This window comes from Mesorhizobium sp. M0306, from assembly GCF_040321655.1.
Classification (GTDB): Bacteria; Pseudomonadota; Alphaproteobacteria; order Rhizobiales; family Rhizobiaceae; genus Mesorhizobium.
The window spans coordinates 112,263-130,909 of record NZ_JAMYRY010000012.1; the positions used below are offsets into that span (position 1 = coordinate 112,263).

Genomic DNA, 18,647 nt, shown 5'->3' on the forward strand with positions numbered 1-18,647 from the left:
CGCGTGAGAAACAATAGTAGCGCCACGCGTGAGAACGGATTTCCTCTCCGAATTAGGCGTAGCGCCGGGCGCCGGTCCCATAGGGCAGATTCAAGCCGCCATAGCGCCGAAGACGGATGTTGGCCTGTTCCGCGTGACCAACGAAGCCTTCGAGCATGCACAGACGCGAGCAATAGGCTCCGACTTCCGCGGAAGCAGCGTCAGTGTCGATGCGCTGGAATGTGCAGGTCTTGAGGAACTTGCCCACCCACAGCCCACCGGTGTAGCGCGCCGCAAGCTTCGTAGGCAGCGTGTGGTTGGTGCCGATCACCTTATCGCCATAGGCGACCGTCGTGCGCGGCCCGAGAAACAGCGCGCCATAGTTGGTGAGATTCTCCTGGAAGTAGCGGTCATCCCTTGTCATCACCTGCACGTGCTCACTGGCGATCCTGTCGGCCACCTGGAGCATTTCCACTGCGTCCTCGCACAGAATGACCTCCCCATGATTGGCCCACGCCTTGGCCGCGACCGCCGCCGTCGGCAGGATGGCCAGCAACCGATCGATCTCGTTGAGCGTGTCTCGAGCGAGTTTTTCGGAATTCGTGATCAGAATCGCCGGCGTATCGACGCCATGTTCGGCCTGGCCAAGCAGATCGGTCGCGCAAAGTTCGCCATCCACGGTTTCGTCGGCGATCAAAAGCGTCTCGGTCGGGCCTGCGAAGAGATCGATGCCGACCCGCCCGAAGAGTTGCCGCTTGGCCTCCGCGACAAAGGCGTTACCGGGGCCTACGATCATATCGACGGAGGCGATCGTCTCGGTGCCGAGGGCCATCGCCGCAACGGCTTGCACGCCACCCAGACAATAAATGACGTCGGCGCCCGCCAGATGCTGTGCGGCCACGATCGCCGGCGCCGGCTTGCCTCGAAAGGGCGGCGCGCAACTGATCACCCGCGGACATCCCGCCACCTTTGCCGTGATGATCGACATATGTGCGGAAGCAAGCAATGGGTAGCGGCCTCCCGGTACGTAGCAGCCAACATTCTCGACCGGTATGTTCTTGTGACCGAGGAAAACGCCCGGCAGCGTTTCGACCTCAAGGTCGAGCAGACACGCCCTTTGTTTCTCCGCAAAATTGCGCACCTGTGCTTGAGCAAAACGGATATCGCTGAGTTCACCCATCGAAAGCTGGGACAGGCAATCCTCGATCTCCTGCTCGCTCAGGCGAAAATCTTCACGGTCCCAGCTGTCGAATTTCGCCGAGAGCGCCCGCACCGCCGCGTCACCATGCTCTGCGACGTCGGTGATGATCGCCTCGACCGTCGCGCGCAGTTCGCCTTCGAACACAGCGGGGCGCAAGTTCTCGTCTGCTCGCTTCAAATGGCGTGCCATGGTCATCTCGTCTTTCCGGTTGGCAGGATGCGACGCCGCCGGCTTTCGCACCGGCGGCGTCCAAGGAGGGTCAGAGGGAATTCAACCCTTCGACAAGCTTGTCGACTGCCTGCTGCGAGGTCATGTCGGGCGTATTTGCGAACTGTGTAATGACGTCCATGTACGGAGCGCGGATGTCGCGCGGCAGCGCATTGTTTTCGACGAACGAGGGAATGAGCGTGCCGTCTTTCATGCCTTCCTCACGGTCAGCAAAGGCCTGCTTGGAGCAGTCATTGAACCTGTCACGCGGTACATCGAGGCGTGCCGGAATAGAGCCACCTTTGAGGTTCAGGTTCTCCTGAACTTCGATCGACATCGCCGCGCTGGCGAGAATTTCCTGCTTCCTCTGCGCTTCGGGATTCGGCTGCTTGAACATGCCAAAGAAGTCGGTGAGAAAGACGTACGTGTGGCCGTGTCCGGGCGCCGCCGTGCAGAGATAGTCAACGCCAGGCTTCATGTTGACGGCGACGAACTCGCCATTTGCCCAGTCACCCTGGAACTGCATTGCGGCTTCGCCCTTGATCACCTTGCCCGTCTCGATCGCCCAGTCGGTGCCGGCGCGGTTGGGGTCGGCATAGGCGAGCACCTTGCGGAAGGTGTCGAACACCTTGACCATCGTGTCGCTCTTGATGGCTGCGTGGTCGGTCGCCATCACTGCCTTCTTGTAGAAGTCGACGCCGGCCTGGCCGATCAGGATGTCTGTCCAGATTTCGCCCTCCTGCCAGTCGTCACCACCCAGCGCCAGCGGTATTATCCCACCCGCCTTGATCTTCTCGGCAAGCGTCAGGAACTCGTCCCAGCTTTCCGGTACCTTTCCGCCGAACCGGTCGAGAACCTTCTTGTTGATCCAGAGCATGTTCTCGCGCCGCTGGTTGAGCGGCACCGCAACGATCTTTCCATCGACCTTCATGTAGTCGAGCAGAGCGGGAGCGACGAGCTTTTCCCATCCTTCCTTCTCAGCGGTTGCCGACAGATCGCCGAGAGAACCGGCTTGCGCATATTCCAAGACGAACTGACCTGGCATCTGCGATGCGGCGGGCGGATTGCCGGCCGCGAAGCGCGCCTGCAGCGCCTGTGTCATGTTCTTGCCGCCGGCGCCGGCGATCGGCGAGTCCACCCACTTGAGACCCTGCGCGTCGACAGCGTCCTTCAACACCTTCATTGCCGCAGCTTCGCCCGCGGCGGTCCATTGATGGACGACCTCGATTTCGTTTTCGGCGGAGTAGGCCGGTATGCTGATTGCCATTGACGCGACGGCCGCTGCACTCAGCAGAACTGGCCCGAAATATTTCCGCTTCCCCTTGATGCTCATTATGGTTGCTCCTTGTTCGGCAGACATTGGTGCACGAAGGCTCAGACGCGCCGAAACGTCTGCCGCCTTTTTCATTGTCGGTTGTGGCGTGTTGCCTCGAAGGCCCTGGGTTGATCTACCCGGTCGCGAACCGCGTCACGTCGATCGGTGGCATGCCCGCGTCCTCTCCAGCCTGCTCGATGCGCATGCCTGTGTTGACGTCGAATATCTGGATGCCATCGATATCGACCAGGAAGGTTTCGCGGCCTGCCCTCAGCGCCGATTTCGGATGGCACCGCGCAATGACTTTGTTGCCGCCAAGGGTAAGCGTGACGAAAGTGTCGGAGCCCGTTGGCTCGACAAGGTCGACCACCGCATCGACTTTCTGGGTGTGTTCATGATTTTTCTCGTGCGGCAGAAAAATCGCCTCGGGGCGGATACCCGCAATGACCGCCGTCCCCTCTGGGGCGGCAGATGGATTGGCAGGACCCGAGATCGCAAGGTGGATCGGTTTGTCGCCAGCGCCCTCGATTTCAAGCAGCACACGGCCATCCTTTCGACGCATGCGAGCCGGGATCAGGTTCATTGGCGGCGAGCCAATGAACCCCGCGACGTAGGTGTTGGCGGGGCGGCCGTAGATTTCGTCGGGCGAGCCGATCTGCTGTATCACCCCCGATTTCATCACCACGATCTTGGTCGCAAGCGTCATCGCTTCGACCTGGTCGTGCGTCACGTAGACGATTGTCGCCGAGAGACGCTGGTAGAGTTTCTTGATCTCGGCGCGCATTTCGACGCGAAGCTTTGCGTCCAGATTCGATAGCGGCTCGTCAAACAGGAAGATCTTGGGCGAGCGCACGAGCGCGCGGCCCATTGCGACACGCTGCCGCTGACCACCCGACAGTTGACCCGGCTTCCGGTCAAGCAGAGCGCCGATCTGCAGCGTCTCCGCGACACGGGCGATCGCCTTGTCGCGCTCTGGCTTTGCCACGCCGCGCACTTTCATGCCGAAGGCGATATTATCGCGAACCGTCATCGTCGGATAAAGCGCATAGGATTGGAACACCATGGCGATGTCGCGATCCTTTGGCTCAAGTCTGGCGACCGAGCGCCCGTCAATCAGAATGTCGCCGCTGCTGATTGGTTCGAGGCCTGCGATGGCGCCGAGCAGGGTCGACTTGCCGCAACCCGACGGGCCGAGCAATACGAGGAATTCGCCGTCCCTTGCCTCGATGTCGATGTTCTCGAGCACCGGGAGGTTGCCGTAGGACTTGTGAAGACTGCGGATGTTGAGTTGTGCCACGGCCCTACCCCTTTACAGATCCGGCCATCAGACCGCGGACGAAATACTTTCCGGCGAACACATAGACGAGGAGCGTCGGCAACGCGGCGAGCATGGCCGAAGCCATGTCGACGTTGTACGGACGCTCTCCGGTGCTGCTCGAGACGATGTTGTTGAGCGCCACCATGATCGGGACATTTCGTCCCGAGGTGAAAGCCACGCCAAACAGGAAGTCGTTCCAGATGCTGGTAAACTGCCAGATGATCACCACCACCATGATCGGCAGCGACATCGGCAGCATCACGTGGCGAAATGTCTGAAAGAAACCCGCGCCGTCTATCCTGGCGGCCTTGGCGAGATCGCTTGGCACAGAGATGAAGAAGTTCCGGAAAAACATCGTCGTAAACGGCAGACCATAGACGACGTGTGCAAGGATCAGGCCGTTGATCGTGCCGGCGAGGCCGAGTTTGCCGAGTGTTTGAGCAAGCGGAATCAGAATTGCCTGGTAGGGCGCAAAGCAGCCAAACAAGATGATCGCATAGACGATGTTCTGCCCGCGAAAATTGACCTGCGTGAGGGCGTAGCCGTTGAGTGCGCCGATTGCCGTGGGAATGAGCGTTGCCGGAACGACCAGGTAGATGGTGTTGAGAAAGAATGGGCTGAGGCCGGTGCATTCGACTCCCACGCACGCGTTCGACCACGCATCGATCCAGGGCTGAATGGTTGGGTGGCGCGGGATGCCGACCAAAGTGCCGAGACGTATCTCCTCCATCGATTTCAACGACGTGGTGATCATCACGAACAATGGCCCGACAAAGAACAGGACGAAGATGAGAAGGGTGAAGTAGACCGCGGCCCATCCCAGGACTCGTGCGACATCGATACGCGCCGCCGAACGCGGCACCGGGCTAGCGAGCGTTGCGGCGTTCATGGCGTATTTCCGAATAGAGGTAAGGGACAATGATGGCGATCACCGTCATCGTGATCATCACCGCGCTTGCGGCGCCTTGAGCGAGCTGGCCACGTCCAAAAGTGTATTGGTACATGAAGGTCGTCGGCAGATCGCTGGAGAACCCCGGACCGCCATTCGTCAGAGACACGATGAGGTCGAACGAGCGTAGCGCCTGGTAGAGCAGGATGACGATGACGCTGAAGAAGACCGGGCGCAGCATCGGCAGAACGATCGACCAGTAGATTCTCGGCAGGCCAGCGCCGTCGATGCGAGCTGCCTTGAAGAGCTCCGCGTCGACACCTCTCAGGCCCGCCAGGAAAATCGCCATGACGAAACCACAGGACTGCCAGAAGGCGGCAAGCACTATGGTGTAGATGGCCATCTTCGGGTCGATCAGCCAGTCGAACTTGAAATCGACATAGCCCATATCGCGCACCAGTTTCTGGATGCCGAGGCCAGGGTTGAGTATCCATTTCCAGGCGATGCCGGTGACGATGAAGGAGATCGCCATCGGGTAGAGGTATATGCTGCGGATGACGTTCTCGAGCCGCACTTTCTGGTCAAGGAAGATCGCAAGCACCAGGCCGGCAACAACTGAAAGGCCGATGAAGAGCGATGCGAAGATCCAAAGATTGTCGACCGCGATCTGCCAGCGATCAGCCTTCCACAATTTTGCGTATTGCTCGATGCCGACGAAATCGTACTTGGGGAAGAAGCGCGACGAGGTCAGGGAAACGACGACCGTCCACAGGATGTAGCCGTAGACGACCAGCAACGTGACCAGCAAAGTCGGCAGCAACACCAGCCAGCATTTCGAGGGCCAGCCGGTCAAAATTTCTGTGATCGTTGCTCGGGGGCTATTCGTCGTCACGTGGCTCTTGGGCCTCTCAGGTTTGGTGGCGGTATTGTCGCTGCTGCCCTGACCATGCGGTCAAAGATGCTGCTCTTGCGCACGTTCTCGCCAATAGTCGTCCTGACCTTCGTCGTGATAGGCGGGGATCGGGAAGTCCCACCAGCCTGGGACGAAAGCGCCTGCCGCATCGCGCGCCGTCGGCACTTCGACGAGCGCTGGGCCGCCGCAGGAAAATGCAGCTTCGAGGGCCGGCTTCAGCTTGTCGGCGCTCTCGACGCGCCAGGAGTCGATGCCGAAGCTCTTGGCAATTTCAGCGAATTGCGGCGAGTAGGCGCCGCCATTGCCCATATTGAATTCGCTGGCGACATGGCGGCCGAGGATCTTGCGCTGTCCGCCGCGGATCGACATGTAGCCGGAATTGTTTTGTACGACGATGACGATCGGGATGTTGTGCATCGCTGCCACCGCCATCTCTTGCATCGACATCATGAAGTCGCCGTCACCGAGGATGACGCAGACCTTTTGGTCCGGGCAGGCGAGCTTGGCGCCGAGGGCAGCAGGCAGCGCCCAACCCATCGAGGAGTAGCTGCCGGAGGTGATGTGCGTGCGTGGCTCGTAAACCGGATAGGTCTGTTTGACGACGCCTTGCGTGTTGCCTGAGCCGACCAGAAGAATGTCCTCGCGACCCATGATTTCGCGAAGTTCCTTCAGCGGACGCTGCGTCGTGAAAGGGAACTGGTTGCTGTCGCGACGTACGGCGAGCTGCGTTTCCCAATCGGCCTTCTCACGAGCGACCGCATTGTGGAATGCTTCCCGCCGGGCAAGCGTCTTCTTTGACTGCTCGGACGAAATGGCATCGATGATATCGGCAAGCGCCATCTTGGCGTCGGCGACAAGCCCGACCGCAGTCGGGTAATTCTTGCCGATCTCCTGATGGTCGATGTCGATGTGGACAAGCTTCGCCGGCGGGATCGAGAAACTGACGCCTTTGCGCCAGCTGGACGCGGACCAATCGGTGAAGCGGCAGCCGACGGAAACAACGAGGTCCGCCCCGGCAGCGATATTGTTGCCGGCCGAAGTTCCCGTCTGGCCTACCGCTCCTGCGAAAAGCACATGATCTTCCGGGAAGGCACTCTTGCCGTTCCAGGTCGTGACAACCACGGCGCCGGTCTTTTCGGCCAACTTCCTCACTTCCGGTGCTGCTTCCGCCGTGATGGCACCGCCGCCAACCACGATCACCGGACGCTCTGCCGCAAGCAACGCCGCGGCGGCAGCCTCGACTGCCCGCTGGTCAGGTCGGGCGCGGCCCATCGCCATCCTGAGATCTAGGTCGTGGATGTCCACCTCGGCTGCCTGCGACTGGATATCCATCGGCACTTCGACATGCACCGGACCCGGACGACCGCTGAGCATGGCGTTGAAGGCGCGATGCATGATGAAGGGCAATTCATCGACGCGACCAGCTTCGAAAGATCGTTTGACGGCGCCGCTGGCGATCTGCGGGAAGAAATTGGTGCGGTGGCGATCGAGCTCCTGCATGACCCCGTGGCCGCGCATATGCGTCGCCGGCCCGCCGGTGAAGAGCGGCACCGCCGTCGAGTCGGCGTAGGCTGTCGCCAGGCCGATGATGGTGTTAGCGGCACCGGGTCCAATCGAAGTCATCGCCGCCATCGGCTTGCCCGAGGCGCGCCAGTATCCATCGGCCATGTGGACGGCGCATTGCTCATGCATCACCTGGATGACCGGGATTTCGCTGCCCTTCTGCAGGAAGGCATCGAGCATCGCCCAGCATCCATGCCCCGGGATGGCTGCCACGTATTTGATGCCGTACTTCTTCAATGCGGTCGCGATGACCTGGCCGCCAGTAAGCTTCATGTCTGCAGAACTCCCCTCGTCAGCGGTCGGCCGTCGCACGTCTTCGTGCGCCGGCATGCATTTGCTCCGCTCTTTTCTGGCTTGCCTCCGGTATGCACGACCACTCCTCTGGGAGGTCGGTCCGGATCGGCTGATTGTCCTGCGATATGACTTCGCCGACAGCCAACTCGCAATTTCTCAATGATGTCTAATGTGACGCAAGCTGAAGCTGCCAGTGCGTAAAATGCTGTCAGCTTATGCTGCCGCCCGTTCTGCGATGGCGCCGGGCTTGCGAAGCGAAACCAAATCGGCCGTTGAAATTTCGGCGCCAGACCCTCTGCCCGCTGTTGGATCGACGGCTCGACCATTGCCGCTGACAGGGCAATGCCAGCCAGTGACGCAGGCATTGCGTCAGATCGCGCTGATCGAAGGGCGTCTGCGAAATTGCTGAAGCCCGCCCTTTCTGTCCTTTTGATCGTCAGTCGATGTGACATGGCGACAGCGGTCGCAGGACGGCATCGCCCTACGGTCGCGATGGGTGGAGGAACGATATGAGTGTTCATCGGGGCACCGGCCTGCTGCAGCATCGATCTCTGAATTTCGCGGACGATTTCGTCGCCGCCGATTTCTTCGAAAATGGCGCCGGCCTGCACGTCGAAAGCAGCATCGTCGTCAACCTGTCGAGCGACCGGCTGATCATCGACGATGCGATCAAGACTTCAATTGCGCCGTGGCGCTCGGCTATGCTGTCGAAAGCGACGATCGAACAGAGCGGCCGGATCGCTGTCCTGAAAGTTTGCAAGACAGTCGACCTGGGCGGCGTCATGTTCCGCGGCTGGGACTGGCTCGGCAACCGCATCCGGTCTTTCCCGCGCCAGACCCCGCTCTTCATCTCGCCGCCGGACACGATCGGCGAAGTCGAGCTCGACCCGCTGTTCTTTACAGGCGAGGTCGCCGTGGAACGGCAAATGCAGCGCTTCGTGCTCAAATGAACCTCTGGTGGTCACCTGCTGAAACCGACTGCTTCATTCACGACAAACCATCCCTTCCTGGAGATCCACACGCAGATATTCGGAACCGGCCGCATGCAGAAATTCCGGGAGAACGACCAGGCGACGCTTTATCAAGATGTCCTCATGGCGCCGGGCTTTACCCATGAGGCGTTTTGCCGGGTCAGCGGAACGAACCAGTGGAAATATCCATGGCATCGCTATTTCGCCGACACCGATGCGGTTTGGTTGGCCATAGAACTGCACCCGATCGGCTGAGTTGATCGTTGCGTGGTGAGCGACTGTGGGCGGTTTTTGCCGTAAGCTCGAACCGTCCAGTCAATGGTAGAAAATGTCCAACCGCGTCAGATCGTTCACTGACTCGGCAATGGCCCGCAGGATCGCCCCGCGCCTCCCCGACGCTCTGGCGGCGGCCCCTTTTGTAAGATCCGACGCACGGCCCGCCCCATGTTTGTCAACAAGGCGGCGAGCAAAGTCGTGAACCCTGGCCAGATATCGCCACCTTTGAGATACGCATTCGGCGAGTGCGCCGAAGTCAAAATGCTGCAATGTCAAGCTGTGCAGTGCTCTTATTTGCATTTTCGATCTCCATCGATGGAATTTTCAGAATTGACCTGAAGTCTTCTTGCGCTTGCGGAAACATTCCTGCCTTTGTGATTTTTGTCTGGCGGCTTTTATTGTTTTGGAGTAGGCGCCCGCGAGCGGGCTCGATCTAGGAGCGTTTCTGCCGATTCCGGTAGACATCAATGGTCACGGCCGTGACGATGATCAGGCCCTTGACGATTTCCTGGTAGTAGGCGTCGACCCGCAGAAACGTGAAGCCTGACGACATCACGCCCAGGATCACCACGCCGATTACGGTGCCCCCTATCCGGCCCACCCCGCCGGCAAGCGACGTTCCGCCGATCACGGCTGCGGCAATCGCATCGAGCTCATACATGTATCCCATGCCGGACTGAGCCGTCTGCGCGCGCGCCGCGGTGACGATGCCGGCGAGACCGGCAAGCATTCCGGCGATCGCGTAGACTTTAACCAGATGCCTTTCGACATCTATGCCGGAGACCCGCGCTGCCTGGACGTTCGCGCCGATGGCATAGGTGTACTTGCCGTAGCGGGTGTAGCGAAGCGCAACATGGAAGATTATGGCGACGACTATGAAGACGAACACCGGCCATGCAGCCGAGCCAATGGCGGTGAATTGATCGGTCAGCCCCGAAATGGGCTGGCCTTTTGTATACCATTTCGAAATGCCCCGAGCTGAAACCATCATGCCGAGCGTTGCGATGAACGGCGGGATCCGGGCATAGGCGACAAAAACACCGTTGGTTATCCCTGCAATCAAACCGACCAGGACACCAACGCCGATCGGGACGATGGCCGGCAGATCGGTCAACGAAGGATAAAGCGCTTTCGACCATTCCGCGGATTGGGCAAACCCAGCCGCCAGCATCGCACTTGCCGCCACGACGGACCCCGAAGAAAGGTCGATGCCGCCGGTGATGATGACCTGCGTCACGCCGATTGCGATAATCCCGACCACGGACACCTGGAGGATGGTGATCGTGAGGCGCTGCGGATTCCAGACGAAACTCTGCCCGATCAACAGCCAGCCGCACACCTCGCAGAGGACAACGATCCCCACCAGGACCAGGAAGATATTGAGCTCCTGAGGTTTTCGCCAACCGCCAAGGCCGCCACGGTACTCAGGCATGGCGGCGGCTGTTGTGTCTTTTCCCATCGTACAGTTCCTCTTTCCTCGCCTACTTCGAAGCGAGTTCCATTATTTTGACCTGCGTCGCCTCATCGCGGTCCAGAACGCCGGTGATCTTGCCTTCATGCATCACCATGATGCGGTCACTCATTCCGAGGATCTCCGGCATCTCCGAGGAAATCAGAATGACGCCGGCGCCCGCGCTGGCGAGCGCTGAGACCAGAGCGTGGATCTCGGCCTTGGCGGCAACGTCGATGCCGCGTGTCGGCTCGTCGAGGATGAGGATGCCCGGTCTGGTCAAAAGCCAGCGTCCGATCAGCACCTTCTGCTGGTTGCCGCCGGAGAGATTTTCGACCGTGGTGTGGATACCTGAGCTTTTGACGCGCAACGTCCTGCTCATCTCGCGGCATGCCGCGGCAATCGCCTTGCCGTGCACGAAACCGGCATTGACGAATTGGCTTTGAAGAGCGGCAATCTGCATGTTCTCGAGAATGTCCAGGACGAGAAAACAGCCGCTTTGTTTTCTGTCTTCTGTCAGGAAGGCCATTCCGTTGGCGATCGCATCGCGTGGCGATCTCAGATCGACGCGTTGCCCCCTTATCCGTATCTCGCCGCTGGTGGCGGGTGTCACCCCGAAGATGGTTTCGGCAACATTGGACCGCCCCGACCCAATCAGACCGGCGAGGCCCAATATCTCGCCCGCCCGCAGATCGAAAGAGACGCCCGAGAAGACGCCGCGCAAAGTCAGGTCCCGAACCGAAAGCAAGACATCATCGGTCGGCACGTTCTCTTTCGGAAACAGCGTCGAGATGTCTCTGCCGACCATCATGTGGATGATCTCGTCCCGGCTGGTGGCTGCTGCCGCATGGGTGCCGATATATTTGCCGTCACGAAAAACGGAGATCTCGTCCGATATTTCGAAGATCTCGTGCATCTTGTGCGAGATGTAGACGATGCCGATGCCCTGCTTTCTCAAATCCCCGATTATCTCGAAGAGATGGGCCGACTCGCGCTCTGTCAGTGCCGAGGTGGGCTCATCCATGATCAGGACACGCGAGCGATAGGAAACCGCCTTGGCGATTTCCACCATCTGCCTGCTGGCAATCGACAGATGGCGAACTTCCGCCTCCGGATCCAGGCTGATCTTCAGCTCCGCGAGAAGATCGCGCGATAGGCGATTCATGCGCCGATGATCGACGATCCCAAATCGATTGCGTGGCTCTCGGCCGATCCAGATGTTCTCCGCGACCGTCATCGAGGGCATCAGGTTCAATTCCTGATGGATCATCCCGACACCCTGTGTCAGCGCGTCGAGCGGGGTCTTGAACTGGGCGGAAATGCCGTCGAGGAAGATTTCTCCTGCATCGGGTTGGTATATCCCCGCCAGGATTTTCATCAGCGTGGATTTGCCGGCGCCGTTCTCGCCCATCAGCGCATGGACGGTACCCCGCCTGAGTTGAAAGCTCACGTCGTCGAGAGCCATCACGCCCGGAAACGACTTGCTGATTCCGGTCACGCTCAGCAGGCAGGGCTGACGCTTGTCCTCAAGACCAGGTGGGATTGGCGTAGCGGCGACTGTGGTCTGCATCGAAGTCGTCCCAAATCCAGATCGAACGGAACAGTCCGTGCGCCGATCAATGACCGGCGCGCGATGCTGGCGGTCAGTTCCTTTTCAGGTACTTGTCCATATTGTCCTTGGTGACGAGTTCGAGCGTGGTGAAGACCTTCTTGTCGGTCTTCTCGCCTCGGGCCAGCTTTAGAACCGTGTCGAGCGCGCCTTTTCCCTGGCTGATCGCGTCCTGGAAAACGGTCACCTTGAGGTCGCCTGACTTCATGGCTGTCAAGGCGTCCTGCGTTGCATCGATGCCGGCAACGACGTAGTCGCCGGTTGATCCGCCACTTGCCTTGATGGCCTGAAGCGCACCCAGCGCCATCTCGTCGTTGTTTGCGATGACGCCATTGAAGTTGAGACCCGCCGACAGCCAGTTTGTGGTCAGGTCGAGCGCCTGCGTGCGTGACCAGGTGGCCGTCTGCTCTTCGACGATCTCGATGCCCTTGCAGTCATCGGACTTGAAGACCTCGTGCACCGCCTCGGTGCGGCCACGCGCAACCAGGGTTCCGAGTTCGCCCATCAGAATGACGGCTTTGCCCTTGCCGCCCAGCAGGCGACACACCTCTTTCGCCTCCAGGCTGCCTGCCTGGATCTGGTCAGAGCCGACGAAAGCCTGCTTCTCCGGCAGCTGATCGACGTTGGAAGGCTGATTGTTGGCGAAGACCAGGGGAATTCCGGCCTTGTCGGCGGTCTTGGACATTGCGACGCCGGCATCGGCCTCTACCGGGATCACGATCATGCCGTCGACCTTGGCGGCAATGAAGTTTTCGATCTGGCTTTGCTGCCGGGCGATATCGCCCTGCGCATCCTCGATCAGCAACGTCACGTTGCCAAGGTCTTTGGCGTGCGCCTCCAGGCCACTGCGAAGAATCGCGAGAAAATTGTCGTCGAACCGCTGCATGCTGAAGCCGATTGTTTCGGCCTGAGCAGGGACGCCGAGCAACGTTAGACATGCGGCGGCCAGCAAAAACTTTTTCATGTTCCGTCTCCGTCGGTTTTTTGATGATGGAAAGCTTTGTATTGCCGACTTCGCCCCGGTACCCGTCGGACTAGCGGCAGCATCACAAGAAAACGATCGTGCAAGTTTCAGGCGTGGCGTTGCCCCAAGCGAGACGTGTTCAGCGCCGTTAAGCCTGCTGCGAAGCTCTTCGGCTTGCTACAGTTGGTAAAACGATACACCTGCTTTTTTTCACCTGTCAACTCCCATTTGACGTGTTTGCCTTCATCAGAGTCGAGCTATCTCGCCAAAACCCGGGATATCGACGACATGATAGGCGACATCGCCAGATCGGCGATCGATTGACAGGGAGAATTTTTAGTGTACCGTTTTACCAACTTGCTCGACCGCACAACGGCGGAGCTGGACTCGCGACCATCGAGGTTTTGTTCTCCTGCGGGAGTTGTAGAATGAGGGTCTCTGGGACCTTGGGAGATTTGAACGACATGCCGCCGAAAAGTGGATCGCCCACAGATGCCGCGGACCGCGCCACCATTCAGGACGTCGCGAAAGCGGCGAGCGTATCCGTGAGCAGCGTCTCGAACTACATGAACAATCGATTCCACCGGCTCGGGACGGAGACCAGGACGCGCATTGCGACGGCAATTGCTGAGCTTGATTTCCGACCGAACCAGGCAGCGCGCCAATTAAAGACCGGTAAGGCCCGTGTAATCGCCCTTGTCGTGCCGAGCATCGTTAATCCCTTCAACGGGCAGATGGTGTTCTCGATCGAGCAGGCCGCAGTGAAGGCGGGTTACCGGGTTCACCTGTGCAACACCATGCGCGATCCGAAGCTCGAGAAGGAGTTTCTCGACAATCTGGCCGCCGTAGGCGTTGCGGACCTCATCACGATCGCGCCCCTGAACACCAGGCGGGGTTATTACTCGGCCTGGAGCGACCTCTCGATCGTGGCCGTGGACGCCAACAGGCTCGATTTGAAGCTTGCTCGGCTCGATACGGTCAATCTCGATCACGAGGCTGCAATCGAGATTGCCGTGGAACATCTGTTTGCTCTCGGTCATCGGCGGATTGCGTATGTCACGGATCCCCTCATCACCCACAGCCGGGTGATGAGGTTGTCCGGCTTCAAGAAAGCGATGAGAGATCACGAGCTCGATGACAGCCAGGCAGTGGTGCTCGAGCGTCACCAGAGCGCACTTGATGTCGCAGACGCCCAGATGGTCGAGGTCGGTCGCGATGCCGCTTCCGATGTGGCGGCGCTGTCGCCCAGGCCCACAGCCATTATCGCGTTCAACGACATGATCGCGCTGGGGTTGCTTGCGACTTTCCGTTCCGCCGGCATTGCCGTTCCAAAGGACATGTCGATTATTGGCGTGGACGATGCCTGGATCAGCCAGCTCTCATTTCCCGCACTGACGACCATACGTCAGCCTATCGAGGCGATGGCCAGCGCAGCCGTCGAGCGTGTTCTCAAACCGAATGCGGCGCCGGCCAACGCCGGCTCCGACACGGTCTTCCTGCCCGAACTCGTCATTCGAGACACATGTGCGCCGCCACAGGAAGATGCCGCCACGCGTGTCGGCAAACGACACTTGGAATAGCAGTCCCAAACAGCGCCCTTCTTCCAACAACCCCAGAATATCCGGCCGGATGCATCCGCGCCGGCACGAAAGAGGCTTGCCTTATGGATACCCACGCCACCGAGATCAAACCCAGCGCAAATCATATCAGGATGGCGTGCGACACCGGTGGTACTTTCACCGACCTCGTCGTTGAAGATGGCAACGAGATCAGGCTGTTCAAAGCGTCGACGACACCTGACGACCCGGTGCGCGGCGTGCTCGATGCCTTGGATCTCGCAGCTAGGCACTATCGACTAGGCCTCGGGGATTTCCTCAGCCGCGGCGCCATGTTCGTGCACGGCACCACCCGGGCCATCAATGCGATCATCACCGGCAAGACGGCGAAAACAGCCTTCATCACGACCAAAGGTCATCGCGATATCCTGGTCATGCGCGAGGGCGGGCGTATTGAACCGTTCAACTTCACGGTCGCCTACCCTGAGCCCTATGTGCCTCGGCGATATACGTTCGAAGTCAATGAGCGCGTCGATGCGCGCGGCAACATCGTCGAGGATTTGAACGAAGCCGACTTCATCACGACAATCAAAAAACTGGAGGCTCTGAAAATTGAAGCGGTTGGCGTTTGCCTTCTGTGGTCTGTCGTCAACTCGGCTCACGAGCGACGTATCGGAGACCTGCTGAAGGAGCATCTGCCTGACGTTCCATACACGCTCTCGCACCAGCTCAATCCAACCCTGCGCGAATATCGCCGAGCTTCCGCGACCGTCATCGATGCATCGCTGAAGCCGCTGATGTTCAAGTATCTCGATGGCTTGACCAACCGGCTGCAGGACGCCGGTTTCAACGGCCGGACACTGATGGTTACCTCAAGTGGCGGCATCATGGATGCCTCGGCAGTTGCACGCGCTCCAATCCACTCGATCAATTCTGGACCGGCGATGGCGCCCGTCGCCGGCCGCTACTACGCAGAGCGCGATTTTGGCAACGCCATCGCGATTGTCGCGGACACGGGTGGAACCACCTTTGACGTCAGCCTGGTGCGTGACGGGCGCATCCCCTGGAGCCGCGAAACATGGATTGGCCAGCGCACGCGCGGCCATATGACCGGCTTTCCATCTGTCGATATCAAGAGCATCGGCGCCGGAGGTGGCTCGATCGCATGGGTCGACAATGGCGGAATTCTGCAGGTCGGTCCGCAGAGCGCGGGCTCGACGCCGGGGCCGGTCGCTTACGGCCGCAGAGGAACCGAGCCCACCGTCACGGACTGCGCCTTGATCCTGGGCTATATCGACCCGGACTTCTTCCTGGGCGGCGCCATGGTCCTCGACCGGGAGGGCGCGACCCGGCAATTGCGTCTGAAAGTCGCCGAACCGCTCGGCATCAAGGTTGAGGAAGCCGCTGCCGCTGTGTTGAGGCTTTCAACCGAAAAGATGGTCGGAGCGATCGAGGAGATCACGGTCAATCAGGGTATCGATCCCACCTCGGCCGTCATGATCGGCGGCGGCGGTGCCGCCGGACTTAATGCGGTCGCAGTTGCCAGGCGCCTTCAATGCGCTGGTGTCCTCATCCCCGAAGCAGGTGCGGTCATGAGCGCGGCCGGGGCCTTGATGTCGGAGCTTTCGTCGGACTATGCGCAACTGCAATTTACGACCAGCGACAGATTTGCGGGCGACAAGATCAACGAGGTTCTGGCAGAGCTGAGGAAGCGATGCCTTGAGTTCGCGGAAGGGCCCGGCGCCGGGGCTCTCGACTACCACATCGAGTATTCCGTAGAGGCGCGGTATCCGCATCAGATCTGGGAAATCGACGTTCCTCTCCCGCTTGATCAGGTGAAGAGCGACGGCGATTTGAAGCAGGTCTCGGATGCCTTCCATGACACCCACCAGCGTATTTTCGAGATCAGCGATCGCAATTCCAATGTCGAATTCGTGACATGGCGCGCCAAGGTCAGATGCAGACTGACCGATCGGGCCGCCGGCACGATCCCCCCCGAAGGCGATTTTGCCGGTGGTCGCGCAAGGCGACCGGTCTACTTCTCCGAACTCGGCTGGAGCGACGTCTCGGTTCATCGCTACGAAGCCATGCAGCCGGGCGAACCAGTTGCCGGCCCCGCCATCATCGAATCATCGTTCACGACCGTCGTGGTCGATCCGGGCACAGTCGCAGAACGCACGGCCAGCGGTGGCCTGCGTGTGACATTCTAAGGAGGCGCTTTCCCATGTCTGAGCAAATTTTGAAGAAGGCGCCGGACGGCGTTCAGATGGCGATGATTTCCAGCCGCATGGAAACCATCGCCCGCAAGATGCAGAACACTCTTTTCCGAACCGCCCGCTCCGGGATCCTCAACACGGCCCATGATTTCTCGTGTGTCGTTCTGACCGCCGACTGCAAGCTGCTGGCGGCGGCGGAGAGCTTGCCGAACCACACGCTCATCGGCCCTGATTTGATGTGCCAGGCGGTGCTCAAGCACCATCCGGTGCTCAAGCGCGGCGACTGCTTCCTCCACAACAGCCCGTATGAGGGAAACTCGCACGCGGCCGACCACTGCATGATCGTCCCGGTCATCGACGATGAGGGCATCCTGCGCTTCTTCGTCCTGGCCAAGGCACATCAGGCGGACTGCGGCAATTCCCGTCCATCCAGCTATCTCGCTGACGTCAAGGATTTGTACGAAGAGGGCGCGCTGATCTTTTCGGCGACGAAGATTCAGGAAGACTACGAGACCAACCACGACATCGTGCGCATGTGCCAGGCCCGTATCCGGGTCCCGGACCAATGGTGGGGTGATTTCCTTGCGAGCCTTGGATCCGTCCGCATCGGCGAGCGCGAACTGCTCAACCTTGGCCGCGAGATCGGCTGGCACATGCTTGAGGGCTACGCCGCCCGCTGGTTCGACTATTCCGAACAAAAGATGATCGAGGCAATCAGGAGGTTGTCTTCGGGACGTGTCGTCCTGGAGTCCGCTCACGACCCCTTCCCCGGCATCCCGCACGGCATTCCCGTCAAGGTGGACGTTGAAGTCGATACGGCCCAGGCCAGGATCATCGTCGATCTGCGCGACAACCCCGATTGCCAGCCGTGTGGTCTCAATCTTACGGAAGCTACTGCCAAAAGCGCGGCGATGATCGGTATTTTCAACGGCATCCTCGATCATCATGTTACCGCCAATGCGGGCAGCTTTCGACGCATTGAGATTCGGGTTCGCGAAAATTGTTGTGTCGGCATACCGAGGCATCCGGCCTCGTGCTCGGTGGCGACCACCAATCTCGCCGACCACGTCACCAATCCGGTGCAGCGGGCGATCGCCGAGCTTTCGGCTGGCTTCGGGCAAGCCGCGACCGGCCCGATCCAACCGCCAGGAATGGGCGTCATCTCCGGGCGCGATCCCTACAACAATGACGAGCCCTTCATCAATCAGGTCCATATCGGCATCAGCGGCGGCGCCGGCACGCCGGTCACCGACGGCTTCCTCACCATGATCCATGCCGGCAATGCGGGGATGTGCCATATCGACAGCGTTGAAGTCGACGAGCTCCATCATCCAATCATCATCCAGGATCGCCATATCCTCGGCGACACCGAGGGGGCAGGCACGTTTCGCGGCGCGCCGTCGGTCTATAGCGAGTACGGCCCGTGGGGCGGAAACTCCCTGACCGTCCTCTACACCGCCGATGGTACCATCACGCCTGCCGCAGGCGCCCGCGGCGGTGGCGCCGGCGGTGTGTCCAGGGCGGCAATGCGCAAGGCTGATGGTTCGGTCGTCGATCTTCCCCCCTGCTACGGGGTCACTCTGCAGCCGGGTGAGCACATGGTCTCTCACTCCGCAGGCGGCGGTGGATATGGCTCGCCCCGGGAACGCGATGCGGCGCGGGTGCTACACGATCTCGCCGAAGGGTGGATCAGCGTGCAGCGCGCACGAGACATCTACGGAGTAGCCGTCAAGGGGTCTCCCGAAGACGACAATCTTGAATTGGACATCGTCCAAACACGCATCCTGCGCGCCGGCCGGAGCGAACTGGCGGTGGCCGTTTAGCCCGGATTTTTTTGTCAGGCTGCCCGACAGCGGGCACGATTCAGATCAAGGAGAACTACGATGACAGACGTCGATTGGTCCGCTGGCGCGGCCTACATTGATG

14 protein-coding genes are annotated in these 18,647 nt (G+C 60.0%); 5 read left to right on the forward strand and 9 right to left on the reverse strand.

Going from position 1 to position 18,647, the window contains the following annotated elements; genetic code table 11:
* Window positions 1-52: 52 nt before the first annotated feature.
* The 6 genes from hisD to NKI95_RS18475 all read right to left on the reverse strand — a co-directional run bounded on the left by hisD (window position 53) and on the right by NKI95_RS18475 (window position 7,715).
* Window positions 53-1,369, reverse strand: coding sequence for a histidinol dehydrogenase (gene hisD, locus NKI95_RS18450; RefSeq protein ID WP_352502282.1), 1,317 nt, complete (start codon window positions 1,367-1,369; stop codon window positions 53-55).
* 70 nt (window positions 1,370-1,439) lie between these two features.
* Window positions 1,440-2,720 (reverse strand): ABC transporter substrate-binding protein, encoded by a 1,281-nt coding sequence (locus NKI95_RS18455; RefSeq protein ID WP_352718708.1) that lies wholly within the window; start codon window positions 2,718-2,720, stop codon window positions 1,440-1,442.
* Between the two features lie 115 nt (window positions 2,721-2,835).
* Window positions 2,836-3,999 (reverse strand): ABC transporter ATP-binding protein, encoded by a 1,164-nt coding sequence (locus NKI95_RS18460; protein WP_352718709.1) that lies wholly within the window; start codon window positions 3,997-3,999, stop codon window positions 2,836-2,838.
* Window positions 4,000-4,003: 4 nt separating this feature from the next.
* Window positions 4,004-4,909: a carbohydrate ABC transporter permease gene (locus tag NKI95_RS18465; RefSeq protein ID WP_352502279.1), complete on the reverse strand. Its 906-nt coding sequence runs from the start codon at window positions 4,907-4,909 to the stop codon at window positions 4,004-4,006.
* The gene (locus NKI95_RS18470) at window positions 4,887-5,762 is read right to left on the reverse strand and encodes a carbohydrate ABC transporter permease (RefSeq protein WP_352718711.1); all 876 of its coding nucleotides are present in this window, start codon (window positions 5,760-5,762) and stop codon (window positions 4,887-4,889) included. Before NKI95_RS18470 ends, NKI95_RS18465 begins: the two co-directional genes overlap by 23 nt.
* A 99-nt stretch (window positions 5,763-5,861) precedes the next feature.
* Entirely contained in the window at window positions 5,862-7,715 is a 1,854-nt protein-coding gene (locus NKI95_RS18475; protein WP_352718713.1) for a thiamine pyrophosphate-binding protein, read from the reverse strand.
* A gap of 473 nt (window positions 7,716-8,188) precedes the next feature.
* On the opposite strand from NKI95_RS18475, the gene NKI95_RS18480 reads away from it, so the two are divergent.
* Entirely contained in the window at window positions 8,189-8,629 is a 441-nt protein-coding gene (locus NKI95_RS18480) for a hypothetical protein (RefSeq protein ID WP_352718714.1), read from the forward strand.
* A 93-nt stretch (window positions 8,630-8,722) separates the two neighbouring features.
* On the forward strand, window positions 8,723-8,905 hold the full coding sequence (locus NKI95_RS18485) for a hypothetical protein (RefSeq protein ID WP_352718715.1): 183 nt from the start codon (window positions 8,723-8,725) through the stop codon (window positions 8,903-8,905).
* A gap of 454 nt (window positions 8,906-9,359) precedes the next feature.
* Here NKI95_RS18485 and NKI95_RS18490 read toward each other — a convergent pair whose 3' ends face one another.
* The 3 genes from NKI95_RS18490 to NKI95_RS18500 all read right to left on the reverse strand — a co-directional run bounded on the left by NKI95_RS18490 (window position 9,360) and on the right by NKI95_RS18500 (window position 12,949).
* Window positions 9,360-10,358 (reverse strand): ABC transporter permease, encoded by a 999-nt coding sequence (locus tag NKI95_RS18490; protein WP_352502357.1) that lies wholly within the window; start codon window positions 10,356-10,358, stop codon window positions 9,360-9,362.
* 49 nt (window positions 10,359-10,407) lie between these two features.
* Window positions 10,408-11,946 (reverse strand): sugar ABC transporter ATP-binding protein, encoded by a 1,539-nt coding sequence (locus NKI95_RS18495; RefSeq protein WP_352718716.1) that lies wholly within the window; start codon window positions 11,944-11,946, stop codon window positions 10,408-10,410.
* Window positions 11,947-12,019: 73 nt separating this feature from the next.
* The gene (locus NKI95_RS18500) at window positions 12,020-12,949 is read right to left on the reverse strand and encodes a sugar ABC transporter substrate-binding protein (protein ID WP_352718718.1); all 930 of its coding nucleotides are present in this window, start codon (window positions 12,947-12,949) and stop codon (window positions 12,020-12,022) included.
* Window positions 12,950-13,413: 464 nt separating this feature from the next.
* On the opposite strand from NKI95_RS18500, the gene NKI95_RS18505 reads away from it, so the two are divergent.
* The 3 genes from NKI95_RS18505 to NKI95_RS18515 all read left to right on the forward strand — a co-directional run bounded on the left by NKI95_RS18505 (window position 13,414) and on the right by NKI95_RS18515 (window position 18,544).
* Complete coding sequence (locus tag NKI95_RS18505) at window positions 13,414-14,529, forward strand: LacI family DNA-binding transcriptional regulator (RefSeq protein WP_352718765.1); 1,116 nt, start codon at window positions 13,414-13,416, stop codon at window positions 14,527-14,529.
* 83 nt (window positions 14,530-14,612) lie between these two features.
* Window positions 14,613-16,715: a hydantoinase/oxoprolinase family protein gene (locus tag NKI95_RS18510; protein ID WP_352718720.1), complete on the forward strand. Its 2,103-nt coding sequence runs from the start codon at window positions 14,613-14,615 to the stop codon at window positions 16,713-16,715.
* Window positions 16,716-16,771: 56 nt separating this feature from the next.
* Window positions 16,772-18,544 carry a hydantoinase B/oxoprolinase family protein gene (locus tag NKI95_RS18515; RefSeq protein ID WP_352718766.1) on the forward strand — a complete coding sequence of 591 codons (1,773 nt, stop codon included), beginning with the start codon at window positions 16,772-16,774 and terminating at the stop codon, window positions 18,542-18,544.
* The last annotated feature ends 103 nt before the right edge of the window (window positions 18,545-18,647 follow it).